Consider the following 22,434-nt stretch of genomic DNA (forward strand, 5'->3'; position numbering starts at 1 on the left):
TTGTCGGAAAATGATGTAGAAATAGATAGAATGGAGGAATATTAATGAGTATAAAAAAATTCACTGCACTTGCGCTAACTCCAGTACTTATTGCATCTACTGCCGCACCATCTTTAACAGTTGCGGAAAGTGGAATTTCATTTACAGACTTAAAAGAAGGAGATCCATTTTATACAGAAGTGATCTACTTTGCCAATCTTGGAATCATTAATGGATTCACAGATGGGACCTTCAGACCGAACCAATCATTAAACAGAGGACAAGTGGCAAAACTATTATCACGTGCCCTTAAGCTTGAAACACCAGAAAATATAGAAGAGCTTACTGGAAATTATGAAGATATTCACCTAGATAGTGAATTAAAAGAAGCGGTTGCTGCAATTAAAGATGAAGGAATCATTTCACCCAACTCAGATAAACACTACTACCCTGGGAATGGACTAACTCGTGATGTTATGGCAACTTGGCTTGTTCGTGCATTTAATTTACGTCCAATTGAAGGTGTTGAAGTCCCATTAACTGATTTGGATACAATTTCAGAAGAACATCGTGAAAATGTGAAAATTCTATACCAAAATGGGATTACAACTGGTAAGGCGGATGGTACCTATACACCATATGACGTCGTAACTAGAGGGCAATTTGCTACCTTTATGTACCGCGCATGGATGCAGGTCGAATATGTTGAGCCTGTTGCTGATCAAAAAATAGATATAAGTGAGGATCCAACACTTCCTTCTTCTGTTAATGCCTATTTTAAGAGCGGTGAGCAAAAAGAAGTTGAAGTTATATGGAATTCAGCAGACTTTGATTTATCAAAACCTGGAACATATGCTTTAACAGGAACATTAAAGGATACTTCTTACACAATCAAAACAAATGTTACGGTTGAAGATCAGCCATTAACGGTTCGTGACGTTCAAGCAATAAATCTAAAGCAAGTGAAGATTAGCTTTAACCATTCAAGATATAACAAAGCGAGCTTAGAAAATCTAGCAAACTTCTATATCCAGACTGGCGACGGAAAGAAAATTGCGGTTACAGAAGCAAAGACCACCGATAAAGAACTACTATTAACGCTTGCAGAGGCACATGCTAATCAAGTCACTTCTACCTTATTTATCGGCAAGGACGTAACAGGTGCTGAACAGTATGTAGTCGTTGAATTTAAGGATGATACAAATCCTTATATTCTAGAGGTCGTTCCATTAAGCAAAAACAAAGTAAAACTTCATTTCTCAGAAGCAATGAAGTTTGAGGCGAAATCAGGTGAAATCATTACAAACCGTGCAATTCGTGCAGGATTTACACTTGATCATTCTACGTATAGTATAAATGACGTTACCGTATTAAACGATGGAAACGAAGCCATTATTGAATTTAATACGAATATTAAAGAAGGCTCTTACAATCTTAAATTTGATAAGGTCATAACAGATTTTGCAGGATTCCCTCTGGCTATTCAAGATTACTCATTTTCAATGATTTATAATCGAACAAAGCCGACAGTTGTAGAAGTCACAGATGTTTATCCGAATCAATATACACTTAAGTTTGATCGAGATGTAAACCTAGCCAGTAAATCCAATCTAGCATCCTATTTCCATCATACGAGTAGCTCGATCAATGCAAAATATGTGTATCAAAAAGATGAAGATGAAATTATCGTTGTATTTGATGAGAAAGATTCCATCAAATCTGAAGCAACGCCAATAAAGATTGACGCCTATGCATTAAATGATCTCTGGGGAAATTCAAATACTACTATCGACTATGGTGTAGAATTAAAGCCTGATGCAGTTTCTACAAAAATTCAATCCGTTGAACTTCTACCAGAAGAAAACGCATCAAGTAGCTATGTAGAATTAAAGGTTGTATTTAACGAACCACTATCCATACAATCGGCTCAAAACCAAACGAACTATTTACTAAAGAATTCAAGCAATGAAGCAGTTTCAATTAAACGTATTTCTCAAAAGGATGATTTTACAAATCGTAGCTTTATCATTACATTAGATACTAAATATGGCTATTTACGTAATGACACTTACACACTAACAGTTCAAAATATAGTAGATCTCTTTGATAACACTCTTACTGAAGGAACATTTACTTTCGCTGCTGGAAGTGAAAAGGCACCAGGTGATTTCACGGCTAATGTGTTACAGGAAGACAAATATGTTACCTTCATTATTGATTATAAGGAAAGTATGCAAACAGAAGGACAATACTCTATCCTTGATTTATCTAAGTACGAATTAACTGTTAATGGAACTAGCTATCTACTAAGCTCTCTCCAAAACACTGGCTTGCAAATCGATATTTATGATCATCAGAATGGTAAGGCCGAGCTTGTGATAACAAAAGTTGGCACACCAACAGCGAAAGTTAATACGTATTTTGAGGACTTAAAGAAAGCGATTCGTTATAAAACGTTAAATCAATTGCAGTTGAAAGTTGCAATGGTTGCAGACCTTAACGGTAATACAACCGAGAGCTTTTCAAATGCCATTACGTTATCGTCAGATTCATCATTTACAATTGATGCCTCTTCAGTAACAGCTATCGATAACAAGACAATTGAAATTGAATTAGGACAAGAAATCAAAAATTTTGTGGAAATGGATTTCATCCCATTCAAGGATTTGGATGGTGATCGCAAGTTAGATACGAACGAAATTCTTTGGCCTGAAGATATTCAGTTAGTAACTGAAAATGGAGCATCTACAGTAGTTGTAACATTACAAAATGACCATCAATTGAGTGGAAATGGTCAACTTGATGGAAAACGTATATATATTACATCCGAGAAAGCCCCAACTACGACGAACGTATTTGGTCAAAAACTAACTCAAGGTGTGTATGAAGTGCTCGATCACATTACACCATCGATTCAAGTTAAAAATGACAAGGAACAAGTCTATGTAAAGAACCATGCTGATAGTAAAAAAGCTTATATTTACATGGACTTCACAGAAACCCTTGATGCAAACACGGTAACTAGACTATCCTTTGAAGTTAGCAATGGAAAATACGAAGTTCTATCATCCCGCGTGACAGGAAACACAGTGGAGCTAGTTGTAGATTTAAACGGAGACACAACTGTTGACTTAGTAGGAGAATATATTGAGCAAATCGCTCCAATTTCGGATTTAAATAATAATGTGGTAAGTGGATTACAGACACAGGTTGTGGAGAAGAGGTAATCCAAGGTATTTATTAAAATAAGTTGAAAGAGGCTCTTGAAGTAAAATTTCTTCGAGAGCCTCTTTCTTTATTAAAATCCTTATAATTCAACCTTTAACTCTTTTTCCTTTACTGTTTCATCTTCAAAGTGATATTCCATTATGAATGAGACTTCATTTGAGAGGTCTTGTGTTTCAGCTGGAGCTTGTAGAATAATGTATTGTAATTTTGTTGTATATTCGCCTTTTTCCGTTTTTTCTAAACCATAATCCGTAAAATCATCTTGTAAATATTCATAGCTCGTATTTACGTTTCCATTCATAGTTGCTACATAAATTGCTCTTATATCATCTTCAGTAAGCTCTGGATTAAAACGATACACGACAGGAATTCCTATTTCACTATCTGCGAATTGTATATCCCTTACAACTAGCTTCGTGATTTTCTTGAAATCCGTATCATCCATTTTTGTTACAACATTTATGTAACCTTGATAGTTTTTCGTCACTACTTGATCATCTTGTAATTGAGCATCGACAGTTGTTAACGGTTCTACCTCAGTCTCTACACTGATTTCACCAACCGGTTGTTGACATGCAGCTAAGGCTAGTATTGAGAACATAATTCCTACTAGTAATAACCTTTTCATCATTTTCAACTCCAAACTTTTATTGTATTAAAAAAAGAATATACACCCTTACACCAATATTTTCTTAGTTTCGTCCATAATACCTTCTACAATTCCCATGACTTCATTAAACTCTATTTTGAAATCAAATGACCATTTGTATAGTGAGTTATAGGTTCCATAGCGATGCCTCGTCTTTCCTCCCTTACGTATGGGAAGGGTATCACAAGCCGTCGCTACTTGTTTTCGCATATCTCTTAATTCGCGATCAGTTAATTTTTCATGGTCGTCAAGCTTTACCTTTAAAAGAAAATCCTCACCGTTAAACTCCTAGAAGTACACAATGTTTTTTCCAAAAGCCTTGCTCTTAATCCATTCAGCCTTATAGTTCATGACAGCATTATTGCTACCACTATAAATTTCCCAAGACGCTTCAGATTTCGCATTTAACCTTAAACTATTATAGATGTAGTACATGAGCGACATCCAAGGTCGGTAGCCTATCTCTTTCCATTCTTCTGTATTCCACTCCCGATTGGATTCGAGTACATAATGTTTTACGGCTCTCATTCGATAATTTTCATCATCATAGATTGAATCCAGTCTGTATAAATGTAATGATCCGTGTGCATACCCATGAATACTTCTAGAATGAAATCTAGCTTCATAACGGTAAAGGAATGAAAGTTTTTTAGGTAATGAACAGACTTGAGAACTACCAAAAAGGAAAAGAAAGAATTCAACATCTTCTTCCTTGCATCTTTTATGCTTTAGAAAGTCCTGATGGGTTCCCTGTAATTGTCCTTCATACGGAATCGAATCAACCTTCATCTCAATAACTATATATTTTTGTTGTTCGTTCACTAATTGGATCTCTATTACTAAATCTATCTTTCTAGATCTTCCAATCGAATATTCAGGATAACACGTAATTCGCACGATATCCTCCGGTCTATAATCTTCCCAATCGTACCGATATCCTTTTGAAAATGAATATATCCTTCGAATTGCTTCATATTTTCGTTCACAATCGATTGTTTTTTCATTTGTATTTAAAATCCATTGAATGACTCCGGTATGGACTTTTTCTAACTGAAAGCCAACCACATCACAAAGGTCGGATTCATGATACCCTCCTAAGAAACTAAATATCTATCATCTACTATATTATATTTGATTATAGAAAACATAGATTTTCCGAATTTATACCTATTTTTGTGAAACAATTCTGTGAAACAAGAATATTCGGGTATTGCCTGTCACCTGTCGAATTTGCATAGAGAAAAGCTCTGCAACCTACAGAGCTCTTCGTTTGTGGAACATATGTGTGAAACAAGAAAAAACGGGAAGTGACTGTCACTATCTAATCAATGGTAAATGTTACGGTTTTTCGTTCTGCTTTCTTCCCTGCAAAGTCAACGACGTTTTGTACTGTAAGTTCATAGGTTCCTGGTTCAAAAGGAACGGTAGGTTGTAAGACTCCCCAATTAAATACTGAAAAATCAACTAATCCTACAAATGGCTCTCCATTGATTAAAATATCCTCGTGTACTGTATCTTTTGTATTGATTTCACCTGAGTAATTGGATTTATCAATCGGCTCATTAAACGTAAATATGATTCGTTCGTTACTCTGGGCTTCAGCACGTAGTAATTCTGGGTTATATAGATCCTCGACCTTTACAGAGTTATGGAGAGCTACGAACGGTTTCGAGCCATTTCTTGTTACAAATGCTCCAGGATTGATTGTAATAACTTCTCCGCTTGTAAAAGCTCCTTCCGTTTTTGAAATCTCAAAGGTTTTGTCGTCTAAAGGATGATAGCCAACGTGAATACCATCCTTTCCTAGATTTTCAAATCCTGATATCAAAGCCTTTCCATTTACTTCCCCTAGCATATTGATGTCGGTAATTGAAAACGGCTCACTAAATTTAATTTGGAACGTACGTAAATTCGTCATCTCAATTGTATAAGTTTGAAGAGAAAATGAGACTTGAATTCTAGTGGAAATTGGTGTTGATAATTTTCCACCATTAAACGTAAGCTCGTATAAGCCTTGCTCTTTAACCGAAACCTTCACTTCTTTTCCAGTTTGATCCCACGTGTGATTTTCAGCTGTCTCCACTCCATCTACCCAAAGATCAAGGTGGGGACTTTCATTATTTAATATCATAGATTGATTAAAAAGTACTTTAATTTCCTTTGTTCCTTCAATAAATTCGATATTTTCGATAATAGGTAACTCAATCGCCATCATAGCATTACCTAAAAACACAGCAAAATCAGCTCTCGTCACTTTACCATGTGGTTTAAATGATTCATCTGTCGCAATACCGTGTTGTTTAATAATCTTTACGTTTGGTAAATGAGAAGGACTAATGGCAGATTCATCTTTAAATGTGACAGCTTCTCCTGTATCCGCTAAGTCAAAGGCACGAACTAAAAGGGTAGCCATTTGTTCCCTCGTTAAATCTTGACTAGGATTAAATTTCCCACCAGACCCTCTAAAAATTTCATGTTCAAAGCAAGCTACGATTGCATCATAATAAGCATGTGTTTTTGGCACATCTGTAAATGAATATTGATCAGATGTACGTTCAAGCTTTAGTGCTCTCTGAAATAATACAGCTGCATGCATTCGTTGCAGGACATTATTCGGTCTAAATGTGTTATCACTGTATCCTGTTATAATTCCGTTATTCACTAGCAACATAATTTGCTCATAGCCAAATGAATTGCTAGAAAGGTCGATAAAATCAGTACTAGCAGATTCAACCGAGTTGGAATTAAAAGGGACAACTAATAGAATAATAGATAGTAGTATTGCTTGAAATTTTTTCATTGTGTCCTCCTACATTGTATTTAACAAGTAAATTTTACTTCAACTGGCATTTTAAGTAAACAACTCAATGTTAGTAATAAGTTTCGGAATGGAAGTTTACATTTCTACCTTTTATAGTTTTTCTCAAAATAGAAACTAATAAATAGAGACCTTATTGGTCTTACAAGTACATATGCTTTTACCCTGTTAAATTAACTCATCAGGAGTATTTTAGGTAATGCTATAACACTTGTTTGTAGTAAAATTTCTGATTTGATTCTTCAGATAGAAGTAATGCAATAACTTCGTAAAATTCATCAATCCTTGACGTACAATCTCTAATATTTGATGAATCGTAACCCCTGAAGATATTTATTACAATTATAATTTAGGTAATCTACAAGACTATAATCTTCATAATTTACACTGATTTGCATATGCATACCATTCACCTCCAGAATATAATGCTGCATCCAAACTGGACATTCTTAAACAGTCATTTATGTACACTTTTAAGTTAGCATTTATTCCAAATGAGCCTTAAATGCGAATGGGTAACAGCCTCATCCCTTATCCATTCTTAATTAGTTCAGATTTATACTCCCCACAACTCTTGATCATAGAAGTTGACAGATAGAGCAAATCCATTCCCCTTGTTTGAATTATAAGGTTTTCGCAAATAATCTATATGTTCGTGTTCATGAAACCCAGGTTGATTATTAAAAGTTTCTCTCCCATTAAGGGAGACATAGTCAACATCATAGGATAGAAAGTAAAATGGCTTACTACTACCAACTATAAAAAGTGTTTCAGCATAACTTTTCAAGTCTAGAAGGTCATTGTTTTCTTTATAGTAAACCCTACCATAACCTTTTAATTGTTCTTCTTTATCCCATTCTGGTAGATCAACTTCAAAACATATTTCTATTAGATTGTAGTTATCAAATTTATTTCTAATCCATTTCCAGTCTTTTGTATTAAGTTGTACAGAATGGTGTAATAAAACCATGTCATGTTGAACTGAATAATTGAATCTATTTTTTAAGTAAGTAGACTGAGGATTTTTTCTAAGAGGTAAATAGATGATTATGTCTTTATGTCGCTTTAATAAATATAATAAATTGGCTAATGTTTTTAGTTCACTTTCATTTCCAAAGATACTAAATACTTTTGTTGTTATCTCATTTACATATATATTATGAAAATCATTGAATGGTTTTAATACTTTATACTCTTTTCTATTGATGTAAATCGGTGTACTAATAAATCTAAGTTTTATTTTGCTCACCTCTCATTCTTTTACCTATTACCATCAAAGGTTCGTCAGTATAAATTTCATAGTAACAGTTTACTACCTATAAATCTTGTCAAGCTGCGTATAATACTCAGCTACATCAAATTTCATTTGAGGTATTTTATCCAGCCACTCAACTCTTGATCCAATACAATCATACCCCTTCAGTAGTTCTTCACTTGAACTCCTATCAATACCTATTTTGTCCCATATGATATACTCATTTGTTCTTACAACATGTGCAACAATAACTGTGCACCACAAATCACAATCATCTGGACACATTAGAATAGGTAAAACAAACTCTTCATTTTTTGATTTATATCTTACTTTAATAAATTCTCTTTCTATTAGATTATCAACCCAATCCATTATTAATGGGATCAAACCTAGTAAAAGTTCTGAGGGATAGTTTTGATGAAGCAGGATATCTAGAGGAGTATCATCAATTAGAATTGTTTGATGTTCAACATCACAATACTCACTTTTCAACATTTTAACTTCTAGTTTTTTTACTTCCAGGTTACTCACCTCACCAAATAAATTCTAGAATACGTCATTATTTCCCCTTTTTCAAACGAACATCTAATAATAATACTTTTTTACTCCTTTTTATATGTTTGGGGTAACAATATGTAATATCCTTCCTGCTAAATGGAACAATTCAAATTGATAATCCGTCCTCATAATATGTTTTAACATTAACCATGCTAGCTATCTTGTATATCACTAGCTATCTTGTATATCACTATAAATTACATTCTTAATATACAATTATGCTTTCTTTTTGTTTTTCTTTTATATAGAATCTATTACACTTGGCACAACTCCATAAATCCCTTGGTGGGCTTTGCAAAAGGCTAATAGGATCTCCTATATCTAATTCTAAGGTATAATTATCCATCTCAATATCCGTATATGCAACATATTTCATGAAGTCATTCTTTTCACCGCATAAACAGTTTGTAAAAATAACAACATCGTCATATTCAAGTAAAAACATCTCATCTACTCTATTATTTTTAAATGAATAAACTCTATTACATATTGGACATTTCCATATATCATAATCTTCTAAAGAAAATTCAATTTCACCTTTTAAAGTTTAAACCAGGTTTCGTCCTTAAATACTCGGATTTGAATATCATTAGGACATAGTCCATTCCACATCAATACTACTTTTTCCTGCATCGCTTAAGAACACTAAAAATTTATTTTGAACAACATGTACCACTTTAACTGATATATCAGTAATATGAAGAGGACTTATCACTAAGTCGTTAATACAATTAAGACGCTTAATAATATTTGGAAGCTGTTTAATTTCGTCTAAAGTAAAGTACAAAGAATTCCCACGCCGAAGCCCACAGCTTAACTTCTCCAAGCCATCAAAACACTGTTTACCAAAATCCATTTCTTTACCTCTCCCCAAGAACCTATTTGTGACTTTTTCCAACTATCCTGACCATTAAAATGTTTCTCTTTTTTAAAAAGTTATGCGTGGATTAAACTTTAAGGTAATTGTATATTGGAAATTATAATAGGATCTCCATATTGGAAACTATTTCCTATTGGAGATTGCCACTTCACAAATACTTCCTTCTTATCACTGTGAATTAATACCATTTACTATTTCAATCTATCTTTCAATGTACTATCATTGACTAGATTTCTTATAAAGAAACCGGGAAAAAATATATATTGTTGGTGTAATGAACATTGCCGCTATAAGGAATTCAACCTCAAGTAGTAAAGCAGATAAAAATGATAAATTCATACTAACCATGAGTTCAAAAGTATCCCTTCTTGTCCACCCTAATATATAAATTGCTTTTAAATAGATTATCGAATTCATTAAGATGAAAATAAGTAAATATGATAATTTCACTGACAGCACCTCTAACCAATTAAACTAAAATATCTTTAGTCTAGTAATAATAATTTGTTGTACATCTTTTCCTCTTTTTCCTAACTGTCCGGGTTTATTAATTATTCATCGTAATATGCATATCATCATAAACTTGTCCTGCTAAATAACCCATGATACAGTCACTAAAAAGATGTAAATTGTTTTTAGGAAGATTTTTCACAAGTTTAATTTGTCACTACTATATTCAAATTTCAACAAAAGTCTCTCAAACGGGTAACATAATATTTTTTTAATATTGATTATTTAATATCAGGGAATACATCTATGAAATAGCCATCTGAACCCCAATATTTATCAAATTGTTTATAAATATCCATAATTCTAGTTTTTGGAGGGCCGCAATTTTCTTGCAGCCAATTCCTCATGTAGTTAACATCCTTGTTTTCATCTTTCCACATAAAATCTATTAAATAAGATTCTAGAGCCCCTGTATCAGGTACGTATATAACAAAAGATGAATTGAAATAATTCATAATCTCAAATGAAACTTTCCTTAAATGTTTTTGAATTTCTTCTTCGATTAAAAATTCCCACCACCGAATATATGAATGAATACGACACACTTTCTCAGAAAACATGAAACTTATTATATTTGGACCAATTAAATCTATGGTATCCACTAATTGATCTGGTACCACTCGAGTATTATTGAAAGAACAATAGGTATTTACAAATCTATTTATAGATTTGAATTTATTTGAATTCAATTCATCACAAAACCTATTTATATCATCCTCATTCAACCTGTGGCCTACATAAGCCTCAAAACACATTCCCATTATATTTCCCCCCCTTCCTATATGCATTATATATTTTCCACATATGTGTAAATTTACCTTTATATTTTCCTGAAACAATAGGTAGCCGAGGGTAACTTTCATATTTTTTTGGGGGGAGGTCAATTCATGTCAAGATTAGGAGACTGTTGGGATAATGCGCACCACAGGAGTCGTTCTTTGGACACGTCAAGGATGAAGCACATATTAAGAACACTGAAACATTCGAAGTAAGTATGTGATAAAAGCTATATGACTTATTACAATAAAAGTGGAACTTAAAGAAGATGACATCTGTAATACAGATATCATCTTCTTAATGTAGCAAAGTCTTTTTTAATATCCTTTACAGAGGGTACACTTTAGAAGTACCTGTCTCGTTTGTATATTATTATTTTGGGCTTTCTAAATAATTGTGGTAATTTTTCATGAATGTTACAATATGTGCCCTTGCTAGATTTTTATCCGCACCGAACGATTCATAGGTTCTAGGGAAACTTCCATCTTCTGCAGGATAACCATTTGATAAGAACGCATCATACATGAATTGAACTGCATCTTCTTCCGATACTTCCTTTTGGAAGTGTGCTGATGCTAAGATTTGAGCCATTTTTCCACGTGTGATAGGCTTATCAGCGTAAGACTTATCAGTTAATGATGAATTAGTAGGTAAATTGTATTTTTCAGCTAATTGATATTGTACAGATGCCCAAAAGTCTACTTCTTTTCTTACAGTAGTTGCAAATTCATGCGAATACTTATATCTACAAAGAATTGTTAAGAATTGAGCTTCCGTTAACACATTATATGGTTTTAATAGATTTTCAAACACCCCAGTCTTAGGGTTTTCTACGTCCTTATACCCCTGAATTAAGCCATAGTCGATTGCCCATAACATGTTTTCTGCCCAGTATTCATTTTGATTAAAATCAACATATGTTATTGGTTTCTGAGTTGGTTGGGGCTGTACCGGTTCAGTCGGTTGAACTGGGTCATTTGGTACTGTCGGCTCAGATGGTTGAGGTTCAACTGGTTCAGGTTTTTTTATAATACTACCACTATAAGTTTTATCCCCCGTAGTAAATGACCATGTTTTGTTTTTTATCTTATTACCGTCTAGGCCATCCTCATAATCCACTGAAACTGTATACGTTTCTAATGGTTCTAAGTGTTCTTTTGGTAAAAATTGAATTGTATAAAGTTTATCTTCATAGAAAGGGATTTCTTCACCTTTACTATTTACAATAATTGCTTTTATATTCTCAGTGTAAGTTGGTGGAGTAAATGATATGATAAATCCTGGAGTATTATCAACAAACCCTTCATCATAAAAATTTTCTAGAGGATCCCATTGACTTAATGAATATAAAGCCGAATAATAAGGTACTACATCCTCTTGACCATCATAAGGATAATACATTATGTCAGGTTCCATATCAGGATTTACTGCTGCAATAAAGACCCAAACTCCACTAATAAGTGCAACACCTATTTCCTCTGTTCTTGGGTCAATAAACTCATACCTTCCCCATGCCCCGTTTAAAAACCTTTTTACTGCTTCTACTGAATCATATGAAAAATTGGCTATCATCTTGTCAAACGATCTACTTGCTAAATCAACATCTCCACCGGCTGCAATTATTCGGTCATAAACGTCTTTTCCTGTAAAACCCTCATTGCCTTCTATCTCGCCATAAAGATTACTTAAATCCCAATTATTTATAAAATAATATGCATGATTTTCTGCAGCTTTGTTAAGAATCGGATTCAAGGTAATTTCATTCAATCCCGCATCTTTTCTAAATTCATTTAAATACTCCAAAAACTTCTGCTGGTCTTCATTAAAATCATCATTAGATGCTTCTACCATCTGTATATCTTGTAAATTAGGTACCATAAAAACTGAAAATGTTAGTAAACCAGTAATAATAATCAACAAAATTTTATTCAAAGTATCCACCTAGTTTCATGTTTAATTTTATGTTTTATAACTACGTTATTCCCACTATCAACTTTATTTTTTGTCATTACCGATAGCATGACGGAATACTGAAAAGTGTGATTCCCCATTCCCTTAAACTAAGTAAATATACTTGGATAGTTTTTGGACCGTAAATTAATTATATAAAAAACCATTATCTCTGTTCTGATAGAATTAGGAACTGTGGACCAAATTGTGAGACAAATGTTTCAGATATAGAATTAGAAAAAAGTATAAATAAATATTTTAATAAAAACGATTAAATCTCCTAAGAAAAAAATAATAAATCTCTTACAATAATTAATTCTTTACAATCTGCTTTTTCAGTTTCTCTTCTTGTTCAGCAATATAATAATCTACTACTTTAATAATTGTTAAGACTCCTTCAACCATGGGCTCAATCTCTTCTTCGTTATAATCTAGTTCCTCGTCATTGTGGAATGCAATGATTGATATAGATTCAAAATGATGCACATATTCAAACGCAGCAATAATTGCTTCTCTATATACATCTTCCATCAATAAAAATGCTTCACTTCCTAGTAGTGTACTAGCAACAGCATTGTATGAATTGACAGCCTCTTGGCGTAGAGGAACAATCAAATGATTCCTCAACATTTCTTGGTCAATGACATCTTCTTCTAGTTCTTCCTCTAGTTGCAACTTCATATTTTCATAACGGTATGAAAATGGTGATAAGATGTTACGAATTACGTATAATTCCTTAAGGTGTTCCGGAGCCATTGCTTTTGACTGTTCCATACCTAATTCAAGTTGAACTCCCATTACATTAATAGAAGTTTTTTGAAGTCGTATTCTCTTAAAAGTATCTATGATTCTACTCATTTGGATTCTCCATTCATTTTTTTATTTGACTAATACTTCAGTTGGTTATATGAAAAACTAAGCATTTTTCTCGAAAAAAATAGATTTGTGGTCCCTATTACACTAAGTAACTAATGATGGGGAACTTAAAGAATAATAGGAAGTTACCCTTCTATACTTTACTGGTCTTTCCCAGCTATTTCTTTTAATGGGTAATTAGACTTTAAATTTCCAAGAAATAAAATAAACTCTATTGAACGTGTCTACTATTTTATTTAATCTCATTAAAACCTCTCGCATCTAAACGTTGAAAGAAGGCAGAAATATGACTACGTTTTAACACTTCATCTACTCCATAACTTTCGTATGTTTTCTGACCATTACGAGCAGTTGCCAGTTCGTTATCATACATGAATTGTACAGCGCTTTTCAGTTCTGATTTCTTCCCTTGTGTTGCAGCAAAGACTTGTGCCAATGTTCCTCTTGTAACTGGCTGATCTTTTACTTTATCATCCTTGTAACCTTTAAGTGGTAAATTATAAGCTTTTAACATGTCATAGATTGGTTGTGACCAATGTCCGTACTGCTGATCTGATTTCAAGTCAAAGTATCGAGCAAGAATTGTTGCAAGTTGAGCCTCCGTTAATGTATTCTCGGGTTTAAATGTTCCGTCAGCATAACCCTTTACTAAACCATTTTTAACAGCCCATTGAATTTCTTTTGTTGCCCAGTACAATTCGTCTGCATCTTTAAAGATTGGTGAAAAATGATTGTTCAAATTAAAAAATTTATTATTAGTATGTGCTTCTGAGACTGTAATCTTGTCACCTTTATAAGTAATCCCTACATAACCATAATCATATCCACTATTTTTTATAGGAATGCCATCGACATCTATTTGTCCAGTCCAACCGTCTATTTTATGTGTTAGTCCTGGTGAAAATATAAAAGGGTTTAAGTTTCCTTCTCTCCTTTGTTCATATTCTGTGATTTCTCTGATTTCTACGTTCATTGGTAAATTTACAGTTCCAAAAGTTCGAATAAAACTATATGACGTAGCATCAAGATGTTTAAAATTTAGATGTGCAAAACTTTGTACGGTTGGTCCTGCAAATTGTTTAACAGCTCTTTGAACAATGATATCTCCTCTATAACTTCCTTCATAAAGGGTAGATGCATATTTAACTCCATCTGCAAATGAGATAAATAAACCTTCTTTAGTGATAATAGTAGTGTAATTAAATTTAGTTCCTATTATGTAATCATTAGTCTTCTCTAAAATTGATTCGAAAAACTGTTCTGTTTCTTTCAGATTAATAGTCTTATCGGCATATAGATAAGAAGTCATCCCTGCGTTCTCCAATAAATAGTTATATAGATACGGAGAAATTTTGGCTTCGGCATCCTTCATCCAAGAGAACGGATCGTTTTCTTCTGCAGTTGTTTCTTTAGTGAGAGTTACATTGATAAGTAAAGCAAGGGATAAAAACGAGATTGCTAATTTCTTAAACATTAAATACACTCCTTTAAATTGTTATTTGTTTATATAACCCTATTTAGGTGTTACTAAATAATTTTTATATTTGTCTATTTCTGAATCAGTTAGAATCTTACTATCTATACTTATTTTAACTAGTTGCCACATGTTCTTGCCGTTTTCCTCTTTCTGTTTTACAACTGCATAACCTGATTTAGATGGATAATTCACAAATAGATTCTTTTCTTCAGTACTCCATGTATCAATAGGCTTTTTATAAAAGTCATTTTCACCTTCTAAAAGGTCAGTAGCATAAATCGTAAACTCTGTGTAGAATAAACCATTCCCTAAATCATATAGGGTATCTATTTGGGAAGATGTAGTTTCTAAACTACCCCCTCTATCAGGATTTATTATATAAAATTTACCATTCTGAAACTTCACTAGATCATATTCCATAGACCCTTCTACAACTAGATTTTTTTGAGCGACTGTAACACCAAATAATCTTTGAGTCAGAGTATTTACCTGTTCAACTGAGGCAGCTCCATAATAAAATCCAAAATCCTCATCCATGATATAATCATTTGTTATATAAGAAGGTGGTAAGTCATCTTTACTGATTTTCCCATCTAATCTAGCATCGCTTAAGAATGACATGATTTGAAAGTCAGTATAGTTATCTCTATCGAAGCCCTCTTCTAAGTAGCTAAATTGATCTATAAACGCCATTAAATTCTGTTGTTCATTAGTATTCAGAGTAGAAAGATAATCGTTTGTATTAGCAGAATTTACGCTTTTTCGTAAGGTACTGATGAACTTAGTAATAATATCGATATTGTCAGAAACATCAATAGTTAGCATCTTTGAACCAGATTCGCTATTAATAATTTCTTTTCTTGAGTCATAACCATATATTGTTAGAAATGTTTTATACTCTTCTTCAGATATCGCTTTGCTATTACTTTCACTTGTCTTATATTCGTATTCAGTCTTTTCTTCAAGATTTTCTATATGTTGTTTCCAAGTTTTTATTAAAGTTCCTATGGATGACAGCTTATTGTTGTTAATTTCAAAAATTTCTGTTATATAAAAGTCTTCCGCCCAGTTAGGATCCTCTCCTCTTGTGCCTGCGGAGTATCCCCCTGCTCCTATTAAATATATTTTTTCATTAACAGAAGAAATAGAACGAGTTGAATCACTAATTAGACCATAGTTATCAAATATTTTTTCGTTTAGTAGAAAAATTTCTCCATTTTTATACCCCCATACCTCTTCATGATAACCCTCTTCATACGATTTTCCGTATAGCACATACAATTCAGAAGTTCCATTATTATCGAAATCAATTAATTCAACATACTGTAACCCCGGACAGTCACTTGGACCGTTGTCTTGATTACAGATACCAAAATCATCTTTAATAACATTTACTTTTTCAAAGTAACTTGCATACATATGTTGATCTTTTCTAGCAATCTCATCTAACTTGTTTTGAACCTCTGCCATTAACTGATTCATATCTTCTTTCAGACTTGCAAATATTTCATTATCTGAAACTTCATTAATTACTTTTTCAATTTCTAGTTTTGCTTCTTGAAACTGTTTCTCTGTAATTAATTTTTGAATATGAGCAAATTGTTTATTATATCCAATTTGCTTTTTGACAATCTCAATTTCGTCTTGAGCATGTTTCTTTATTGTTTCAGAACCACCCTCGTATGTAATTACAGCATTTAGTAAAGTTTGGGTTTGCTCTAAGTTATTTTGTGTTTTTGCTATGATCGCAGAATCCATAGCGATTACATGTTCTAATAACTTATTAACCTCTTCATCATCTTTGTTTTCTTCTACTGCATTTTTAAAATATTGGATTGCAGCTTGATAATCTTTGTTCTCAATGGCAGAATGACCATCACTCACAGCTTTATTAAACACTTCTTTACTACATCCCCCAAGAAGGAGAACAATAGTAAAAACGAAACAAATAATTATTTTCAATGAATTCACCTCTAATTCAACTATTACCTCAATTAGTAATATATTGATTACAGTAATATATTGATTACAAATTGTCAAACATTATTTTTTAGGTTATAATAGGATCATATTAATATAAATACTGTATCTTGCTGTTTAGAGATTGATTACAACGTTTAATTTATGTGCTAATGTATAAAGGAAGAAGTGTTTAGGATGGAAGAAGTTAATGCAACACTAGGAAGTATTTTAGTAGATGTCAGGACTAATAGATTAAAGATTTCTCTTCGTAAAGCCTCTGATTTAATAGGAATCTCTCATAATTATTTAAGTCTTTTAGAAAAAGGAGTAGATCCTCGTAACAATCGTCCAGTCCAGGTAACTCCTGAAATATTAAAGAAAATTGCAGAGGCATATGAATTGCCCATCGAAGAACTATTAAATATGGCAGGTTTTCTTACGGAATTTGAGACTGAGAAAATCAATCTCCTTGAGATGCTACAAAGTTCAAAGGAAGTAACATTTGGAGATAAAGTGTTTTCAAGTGAAGAAAAACGAAAGTTGTTAACAATAATTGATACTATATGGGGCGAATCAAAATAAAATAAAAAAGTAGAGAAAATTTTACATTTTCTCTACTTTAAGTGTTTTTAGATACTCTCCTATACTGTAAATGACTTGCAAAACATCCTGTTGACTACTATATTCATACAGTTTAATCATTGAAACATCATGCACTTGAATGTCTAAAGGCATATGAACACCATTAATGATAGACGGACTGTCTATTTCAATATATGCAATGATGTGAAGGGTATTAATGATATCATCACTATCATATTTAAAAACAGGCCAAAATTCCTCAGGTACATGTAAAATATACTCAAAGCTCTTGGGATTCTTCGTGTTTTCAACTAACCAATGATAACAATCTTCTTTACTTAGTCGCTCTGAGATTTGTTTATTGAAGTAACTACTTATATTCTCAGAAATATGTTTTAATATATTTTGATAGGTCCCAGGAATGATTTCTTTAAGAGGATTTGCAAGATAATCTGAGCAGTATACTTCATACTTTCCGGAACTATTTTGATCAAACAAATGTTTATATTTCATCATTAATTCGATCAATTGCTGTTTATACTCATTAAACTCCATTAAAGTTTCCCCTATCACTACATTTTCTTTTTAATAACTCTCTATATCTTACCATTATCTACTGGGTATTTGTAGCGAAAATACTATCTTTTTGCACAGATGTTTTCTATTAACGGCTGTTAAAGGAAATGTTTATTTTTGAACAATGTCATAGTGTTTTTCCTTCTTTAGTTAATACTAAGTTTACCCTTTAAGATCAGGTATGTTTATATTGTTTTGAGAAGGGTTGATGTAGGATTTAGTAGAATTATAGGTATGAAAAAATACAACGAAAAATTCAACACAGAACCCTACAATTGAATCATTACAAGCGCAAGTTAGTGAATTAACAGCGAAACTAAAATGGTATGAAGAGCAGTTTCGCCTGAGTCAACGAAGCGATTCGGCTCTTCAAGTGAGAAAACGGCTCCAAATCAAATTGTACTGGAACTTCTCAACGAAGTTGAATAAGAAGCTAATCCTCAACTACCAGACCAACTGTTGAAACCATTACGTACCGCCGTAAAAAGAAACATGGTCAACGGGAAATCATGCTTGAAAACCTGCCTACAGAAATGAGTGAGTATCGCCTTTCTGATGAGGACTAGGTTTGTCGTGTTGCGGTGGATCTTACATGAAATGAGCACAGAAATTCCTAAAGAGTTAAAAATCATTCCACCTGAAGTCAAAGTTGTTTAACATAAACGATATGTCTATTCATGCCGTCACTGTGAACGTGAAGAACTAACAACACCTATCGTTACGGCACCTATGCCTTCACCGGTTCAACCAAAGAGTTTGACTTCTCCTTCTATGATGGTGTACATCATGCCCCAGAAGTACGTGGATGGGCTATCTTTATATAGAATCGAAAAGCAATTCGAACGATTTGGTCTCTCTTTATCACGTGAGACAATGGCTAATTGGCTCCTTCACGGAGCTGATCAATGGTTGAGTCCTCTCTACAAGAGAATACATGAGTTCCTCATAAAACAGGATATTCTCCATGCGGATGAGACAACCTTACAGGTCTTAAGAGAACCAGGTCGCGCTGCTCAATCTTCTTCTTATCTGTGGCTATATCGCACTGGACAAGAAAGACCACCTGCCATCCTATATGATTATCAAAAATGGAAGAAACTCGGAATTAATTAATAAATAATCTTTTAATGTTCAGTATCATTCTTAAAATATTTATGTCTAAACGATAATGAAATTGGAGTTTAAGTAAACATTTTGATGAACAGATTATCTAGAAAATATAACAAACTTTGTTCTAAAGAGGAGAATTTTTCCATAAATTTAAGCAAGTGTACTCATCAGAGGTCACCTGTATACAGATTAAAAATTAAAGCCCACTTTTTCTCCAACTTAAAAAAAATTGAAAGGAGGAAAATTATGAGTAAAGATATTAAAGAAGAATTTCAGGGCTATAAGCAATATTTACCTATTTCAGAAAAGAAAATAATTATTTCTTTGCGACTAGCCAATCAAAAATTAAATTATAGCAATTTAATTGAACTTGGACTAAATGTAGAAGAGGATATTAGAACAGAAATTGAATTACTAAAGAAACGCAATCAGGAAGAAGGTTTTAATTTTACATTATTAGAAATAAATGAAGACCGAGTATTAATTGGTGTGAAATGTCCAAAAAGCACAAAAAATACTAACCTTTCTGCAAGAATTGGATATATGAGTAAACGACTTCTAGATGAACACGGATGGATAAAAGTACTCTCACTCTCTAAAAATGAGAATATTAGACCAAGTGTTTTTAAACCAGAATATTTTGAAATGAAGGAATCAAAAATTAGCTAATTTATTAACTTTAAACTAAGTACACCAAGGAGGATTGTAACCGTCAAGTAGAAATAAACAGATTTTCACAATTAATTTTAAACAAGTTTCCACAATTAAGATTCAACAGGTAGAAATTAAAATATAGCCTTTCTGTACTTCATCCGAATGCTATCTGCCTCCTTATCAAACGTTATAATTTCACTTCGGTGTAATAGACGATCTAAAATGGCTGTTGTGAGAGTGGGGTCTCCCAAAAACTTTCCCCACTCTCCTGGTCCTTTATTAGATGTTAAAATAAAAGCAGTTTTGTCATATAAGTCATAGATGAATTGAAAGAATAAGTTTCCCTCCTGTGCCTCATAAGTCATGTACATAACGTCATCAATAATGATTAAGTCTGAAGAGAGAATTCGTTTATACCTTGTTTGTGACTTACTAATGAATTCTCTTGTTTTCAAAATATACATAAGCTGGTTCATGGATACAAAGGATACCTGATACCCTTTGTCCACGGCATGGGTACCTAAGGCAATGGATAAATGAGTCTTTCCAGCTCCTGTTGGTCCCATCATAATTAATGTGAAACATTCCTCTATCCAATTCAACTCCTTTAACACGTTAAGCTGCTTCTCTCCAATAGCTGATTGCTCTTTTAAATCATAGTTTTCAAACGTCATTTTTTCCGGAAATTCAGCCCATTTCATCAACCTTTCATTGTTCTTTTTCTCCCTACAGTTCATCTCATAGTTTAGAATTTCATGGATAAACTCATGATACGTCCAGCCTTTTGATTCAGCCTCACGTAATATAAATCTTAAATTGTCGGGTTTGGTAATACTTCGTAAACTCTGACGTTAGAATAAGGTCTCCTGCGTTCTCGCTGACTGCTAATAGCGCATCTTGATCATATACGATTTCCTCCGGCATTCCAATCACTTTCAATCACATTACTGATTGGGAAGTCGGTGATAAAAGATAACGTGCGAAGATATGTATGAAAGAAACATCGTTTTGTACTTTGTCTTCTTCGTTTTTTCCTAGTTTGATTACTTAGAGAAGTATTGTGATGTTACCTAAGCTACTTTATTTGTAATATAGATTAATAAATTCATTTATTTTTTCGATTGTTAATTTATTTTTTCTTTTAAATAGATTTAAGAATCTTTTTTTGATACTTTTGTTGTCATTAATCCAAACAACTTCAGCAAGTTGAATCTTAAATAAATAGTTTCCATCTACGCATCTCTTCCAGTTACCGATTTTGTAAATCCTCTTTTTTTTATTAAAGGGGAATACAACTCCTTTACCGAAACGTTCACCATTTCCGTAAACAAGTTCTAAGTAATCAAGGGCTTCTAAAGAGTTACGGAATCTAAGATCTAGTTCAGTTTTATTAATTACTTTTTTTATACTACTTTTATTTTTAGATACCCCTTCATATAGGATTACTTTAATATTTTTCCTCCAAACTACTAAATTATTCATTTGTTTCCTCCTTTTAACTAAACTAGTAAATTTTATGTATTGAAATAATTAATATGATACTTAAATAAAAAATTAATACCTTGTATATAGGACTGGTAAAAGAAGCTAGTATATCTATCAATAATTCCTCCACCACCTTAGTGTGCTTTGCCTTAACTCGTTCTCATAGTGAATGAACTTAAAGGTAATCTATTAGTAGGGATAATTTAATAGACTTTGAAATATCCTTAACTAAGAATATAAAGAGGTGACTTCATGTCGAATTATTTGTCGAACTTGTTGAATCAACAAAAAATGGAGAATAATTTTAATATGGTTGAGTGTCTGCTACCTATGTTTAAAGAAATAAATCCAGGATCAAGTGATAATTTTACACAATCTGTAAATGTCAAGTTAACTATGTACACTTTTGACTGTTTAAGAATGTACATTTTTACTCTTTATCTTTTTCTAAATAGTTCTTAATTCTGTACGAATCACCAACTATACTTACAACAGACGCGTGATGTAATATACGATCTAAAATCGCATTAGCTAACTTAGAATCCTGAAAAATTTCATCCCACGATTTAAAGTTTACATTCGTAGTTAGAATGGTACTTTTCTTTTCATATCTTAAATCAATTAATTGAAAAAATAACTTCGCATCTTCCTTGTCAATTGGTAGGTAGCCAATTTCATCAATGATTAGTAACTTATACTTCCCATAGTGCTTTAACCGACTTTCTAAACGATTTTCCACATTGGCTTTCTTCAATTGTAAGATTAGTTCATTGCACTTAATAAAGTAGGTACTGGTTCTTTTCTTTGCTGCAGCTATTCCAAGTGAAGTTGCTAAGTGTGTTTTTCCTACACCACTTGGACCTAAGAATACGATATTCTCTTTTTCTTCAATAAAACGTAGAGACGTAAAATCAAGGATTTGTTGCTTGTTTATAGAAGGCTGAAAGTCAAAATCAAAGTCCTTAATCTCTTTAAAGTGGGGAAATGCCCCCACCTTAACCATATGTGACTGCTAAACTAAAGTAGACAGTTTCTGCTAGATAAGATGAAACACTTATTACCCAAATATACCAGATAAAAATAATAACCTTTCATTGTATGATTGTCA

19 protein-coding genes and 3 pseudogenes are annotated in these 22,434 nt (G+C 32.8%); 5 read left to right on the forward strand and 17 right to left on the reverse strand.

Annotated elements, in window-relative coordinates; translation table 11 throughout:
• Positions 1–44: 44 nt before the first annotated feature.
• Positions 45–3,206, forward strand: coding sequence for an S-layer homology domain-containing protein (locus ACFSCX_RS09650; RefSeq protein ID WP_377928005.1), 3,162 nt, complete (start codon positions 45–47; stop codon positions 3,204–3,206).
• A gap of 80 nt (positions 3,207–3,286) precedes the next feature.
• Here ACFSCX_RS09650 and ACFSCX_RS09655 read toward each other — a convergent pair whose 3' ends face one another.
• The 9 genes from ACFSCX_RS09655 to ACFSCX_RS09695 all read right to left on the reverse strand — a co-directional run bounded on the left by ACFSCX_RS09655 (position 3,287) and on the right by ACFSCX_RS09695 (position 10,638).
• Complete coding sequence (locus tag ACFSCX_RS09655; protein WP_377928007.1) at positions 3,287–3,835, reverse strand: hypothetical protein; 549 nt, start codon at positions 3,833–3,835, stop codon at positions 3,287–3,289.
• A 48-nt stretch (positions 3,836–3,883) separates the two neighbouring features.
• The gene (locus tag ACFSCX_RS09660) at positions 3,884–4,066 is read right to left on the reverse strand and encodes a hypothetical protein (RefSeq protein WP_377928009.1); all 183 of its coding nucleotides are present in this window, start codon (positions 4,064–4,066) and stop codon (positions 3,884–3,886) included.
• 78 nt (positions 4,067–4,144) lie between these two features.
• Positions 4,145–4,921, reverse strand: coding sequence for a PD-(D/E)XK nuclease family protein (locus ACFSCX_RS09665; RefSeq protein ID WP_377928010.1), 777 nt, complete (start codon positions 4,919–4,921; stop codon positions 4,145–4,147).
• Positions 4,922–5,177: 256 nt separating this feature from the next.
• The gene (locus ACFSCX_RS09670; protein ID WP_377928012.1) at positions 5,178–6,656 is read right to left on the reverse strand and encodes an S-layer homology domain-containing protein; all 1,479 of its coding nucleotides are present in this window, start codon (positions 6,654–6,656) and stop codon (positions 5,178–5,180) included.
• A 574-nt stretch (positions 6,657–7,230) separates the two neighbouring features.
• Positions 7,231–7,923 (reverse strand): hypothetical protein, encoded by a 693-nt coding sequence (locus ACFSCX_RS09675; RefSeq protein ID WP_377928013.1) that lies wholly within the window; start codon positions 7,921–7,923, stop codon positions 7,231–7,233.
• A 63-nt stretch (positions 7,924–7,986) separates the two neighbouring features.
• Positions 7,987–8,424, reverse strand: a complete 438-nt coding sequence (locus ACFSCX_RS09680) for a hypothetical protein (protein WP_377928014.1) — start codon at positions 8,422–8,424, stop codon at positions 7,987–7,989.
• A 268-nt stretch (positions 8,425–8,692) separates the two neighbouring features.
• A complete protein-coding gene (locus tag ACFSCX_RS09685) occupies positions 8,693–8,932 on the reverse strand; it encodes a hypothetical protein (RefSeq protein WP_377928015.1) in 240 nt (79 codons plus the stop codon).
• A 144-nt stretch (positions 8,933–9,076) separates the two neighbouring features.
• Positions 9,077–9,343, reverse strand: coding sequence for a hypothetical protein (locus tag ACFSCX_RS09690; protein ID WP_377928016.1), 267 nt, complete (start codon positions 9,341–9,343; stop codon positions 9,077–9,079).
• A 755-nt stretch (positions 9,344–10,098) separates the two neighbouring features.
• Positions 10,099–10,638, reverse strand: a complete 540-nt coding sequence (locus ACFSCX_RS09695; protein WP_377928017.1) for a hypothetical protein — start codon at positions 10,636–10,638, stop codon at positions 10,099–10,101.
• 117 nt (positions 10,639–10,755) lie between these two features.
• Here ACFSCX_RS09695 and ACFSCX_RS09700 point away from each other — a divergent pair.
• A pseudogene (locus ACFSCX_RS09700) lies at positions 10,756–11,001 on the forward strand (hypothetical protein); the annotation flags it as partial.
• A gap of 25 nt (positions 11,002–11,026) precedes the next feature.
• Here the strand turns inward: ACFSCX_RS09700 and ACFSCX_RS09705 are convergent.
• The 4 genes from ACFSCX_RS09705 to ACFSCX_RS09720 form a co-directional block, all read right to left on the reverse strand.
• Positions 11,027–12,586 (reverse strand): CAP domain-containing protein, encoded by a 1,560-nt coding sequence (locus tag ACFSCX_RS09705; RefSeq protein WP_377928018.1) that lies wholly within the window; start codon positions 12,584–12,586, stop codon positions 11,027–11,029.
• A gap of 330 nt (positions 12,587–12,916) precedes the next feature.
• Entirely contained in the window at positions 12,917–13,462 is a 546-nt protein-coding gene (locus tag ACFSCX_RS09710) for a hypothetical protein (RefSeq protein WP_377928019.1), read from the reverse strand.
• A gap of 250 nt (positions 13,463–13,712) precedes the next feature.
• Positions 13,713–14,954 (reverse strand): S-layer homology domain-containing protein, encoded by a 1,242-nt coding sequence (locus ACFSCX_RS09715; RefSeq protein ID WP_377928020.1) that lies wholly within the window; start codon positions 14,952–14,954, stop codon positions 13,713–13,715.
• A 39-nt stretch (positions 14,955–14,993) separates the two neighbouring features.
• Positions 14,994–16,919: a hypothetical protein gene (locus tag ACFSCX_RS09720; protein WP_377928021.1), complete on the reverse strand. Its 1,926-nt coding sequence runs from the start codon at positions 16,917–16,919 to the stop codon at positions 14,994–14,996.
• A gap of 195 nt (positions 16,920–17,114) precedes the next feature.
• Between ACFSCX_RS09720 and ACFSCX_RS09725 the strand changes: the two genes are divergently transcribed.
• On the forward strand, positions 17,115–17,501 hold the full coding sequence (locus ACFSCX_RS09725) for a helix-turn-helix domain-containing protein (RefSeq protein WP_377928022.1): 387 nt from the start codon (positions 17,115–17,117) through the stop codon (positions 17,499–17,501).
• Between the two features lie 21 nt (positions 17,502–17,522).
• Here the strand turns inward: ACFSCX_RS09725 and ACFSCX_RS09730 are convergent, their stop codons facing one another.
• Positions 17,523–18,056, reverse strand: coding sequence for a hypothetical protein (locus ACFSCX_RS09730; RefSeq protein WP_377928024.1), 534 nt, complete (start codon positions 18,054–18,056; stop codon positions 17,523–17,525).
• A 295-nt stretch (positions 18,057–18,351) separates the two neighbouring features.
• Between ACFSCX_RS09730 and ACFSCX_RS09735 the strand changes: the two are divergent.
• Both ACFSCX_RS09735 and ACFSCX_RS09740 read left to right on the forward strand, forming a co-directional pair.
• Positions 18,352–19,163: pseudogene (locus ACFSCX_RS09735) on the forward strand (transposase); the annotation flags it as partial.
• Between the two features lie 270 nt (positions 19,164–19,433).
• Positions 19,434–19,856 carry a hypothetical protein gene (locus tag ACFSCX_RS09740; protein WP_377928025.1) on the forward strand — a complete coding sequence of 141 codons (423 nt, stop codon included), beginning with the start codon at positions 19,434–19,436 and terminating at the stop codon, positions 19,854–19,856.
• A gap of 116 nt (positions 19,857–19,972) precedes the next feature.
• On the opposite strand, the gene istB (ACFSCX_RS09745) is transcribed toward ACFSCX_RS09740, so the two are convergent.
• The 3 genes and pseudogenes from istB (ACFSCX_RS09745) to istB (ACFSCX_RS09755) form a co-directional block, all read right to left on the reverse strand.
• Complete coding sequence (gene istB, locus ACFSCX_RS09745) at positions 19,973–20,674, reverse strand: IS21-like element helper ATPase IstB (protein WP_377928028.1); 702 nt, start codon at positions 20,672–20,674, stop codon at positions 19,973–19,975.
• A 247-nt stretch (positions 20,675–20,921) separates the two neighbouring features.
• Positions 20,922–21,323, reverse strand: coding sequence for a hypothetical protein (locus tag ACFSCX_RS09750; protein ID WP_377928026.1), 402 nt, complete (start codon positions 21,321–21,323; stop codon positions 20,922–20,924).
• A 433-nt stretch (positions 21,324–21,756) separates the two neighbouring features.
• Positions 21,757–22,329, reverse strand: a pseudogene (gene istB, locus ACFSCX_RS09755) (IS21-like element helper ATPase IstB); the annotation flags it as partial.
• Between the last annotated feature and the right edge of the window lie 105 nt (positions 22,330–22,434).

Origin of the sequence: Bacillus salitolerans (assembly GCF_042680805.1) — a bacterium.
GTDB classification, from domain to species: Bacteria; Bacillota; Bacilli; order Bacillales; family SA4; genus Bacillus_CJ; species Bacillus_CJ salitolerans.

Excerpts from the sequence above, each read along its gene's own strand:
- ACFSCX_RS09670 (WP_377928012.1), bottom strand. The coding sequence starts at position 6,656 with ATGAAAAAATTTCAAGCAATACTACTATCTATTATTCTATTAGTTGTC.
- ACFSCX_RS09715 (WP_377928020.1), bottom strand. The coding sequence starts at position 14,954 with ATGTTTAAGAAATTAGCAATCTCGTTTTTATCCCTTGCTTTACTTATC.
- ACFSCX_RS09750 (WP_377928026.1), bottom strand. The coding sequence starts at position 21,323 with ATGAATAATTTAGTAGTTTGGAGGAAAAATATTAAAGTAATCCTATAT.
- ACFSCX_RS09710 (WP_377928019.1), bottom strand. The coding sequence starts at position 13,462 with ATGAGTAGAATCATAGATACTTTTAAGAGAATACGACTTCAAAAAACT.
- ACFSCX_RS09730 (WP_377928024.1), bottom strand. The coding sequence starts at position 18,056 with ATGGAGTTTAATGAGTATAAACAGCAATTGATCGAATTAATGATGAAA.
- ACFSCX_RS09695 (WP_377928017.1), bottom strand. The coding sequence starts at position 10,638 with ATGGGAATGTGTTTTGAGGCTTATGTAGGCCACAGGTTGAATGAGGAT.
- ACFSCX_RS09650 (WP_377928005.1), top strand. The coding sequence starts at position 45 with ATGAGTATAAAAAAATTCACTGCACTTGCGCTAACTCCAGTACTTATT.
- ACFSCX_RS09660 (WP_377928009.1), bottom strand. The coding sequence starts at position 4,066 with ATGCGAAAACAAGTAGCGACGGCTTGTGATACCCTTCCCATACGTAAG.
- ACFSCX_RS09655 (WP_377928007.1), bottom strand. The coding sequence starts at position 3,835 with ATGAAAAGGTTATTACTAGTAGGAATTATGTTCTCAATACTAGCCTTA.
- ACFSCX_RS09685 (WP_377928015.1), bottom strand. The coding sequence starts at position 8,932 with ATGTTTTTACTTGAATATGACGATGTTGTTATTTTTACAAACTGTTTA.
- ACFSCX_RS09680 (WP_377928014.1), bottom strand. The coding sequence starts at position 8,424 with ATGTTGAAAAGTGAGTATTGTGATGTTGAACATCAAACAATTCTAATT.
- ACFSCX_RS09740 (WP_377928025.1), top strand. The coding sequence starts at position 19,434 with ATGAGTAAAGATATTAAAGAAGAATTTCAGGGCTATAAGCAATATTTA.
- ACFSCX_RS09690 (WP_377928016.1), bottom strand. The coding sequence starts at position 9,343 with ATGGATTTTGGTAAACAGTGTTTTGATGGCTTGGAGAAGTTAAGCTGT.
- ACFSCX_RS09725 (WP_377928022.1), top strand. The coding sequence starts at position 17,115 with ATGGAAGAAGTTAATGCAACACTAGGAAGTATTTTAGTAGATGTCAGG.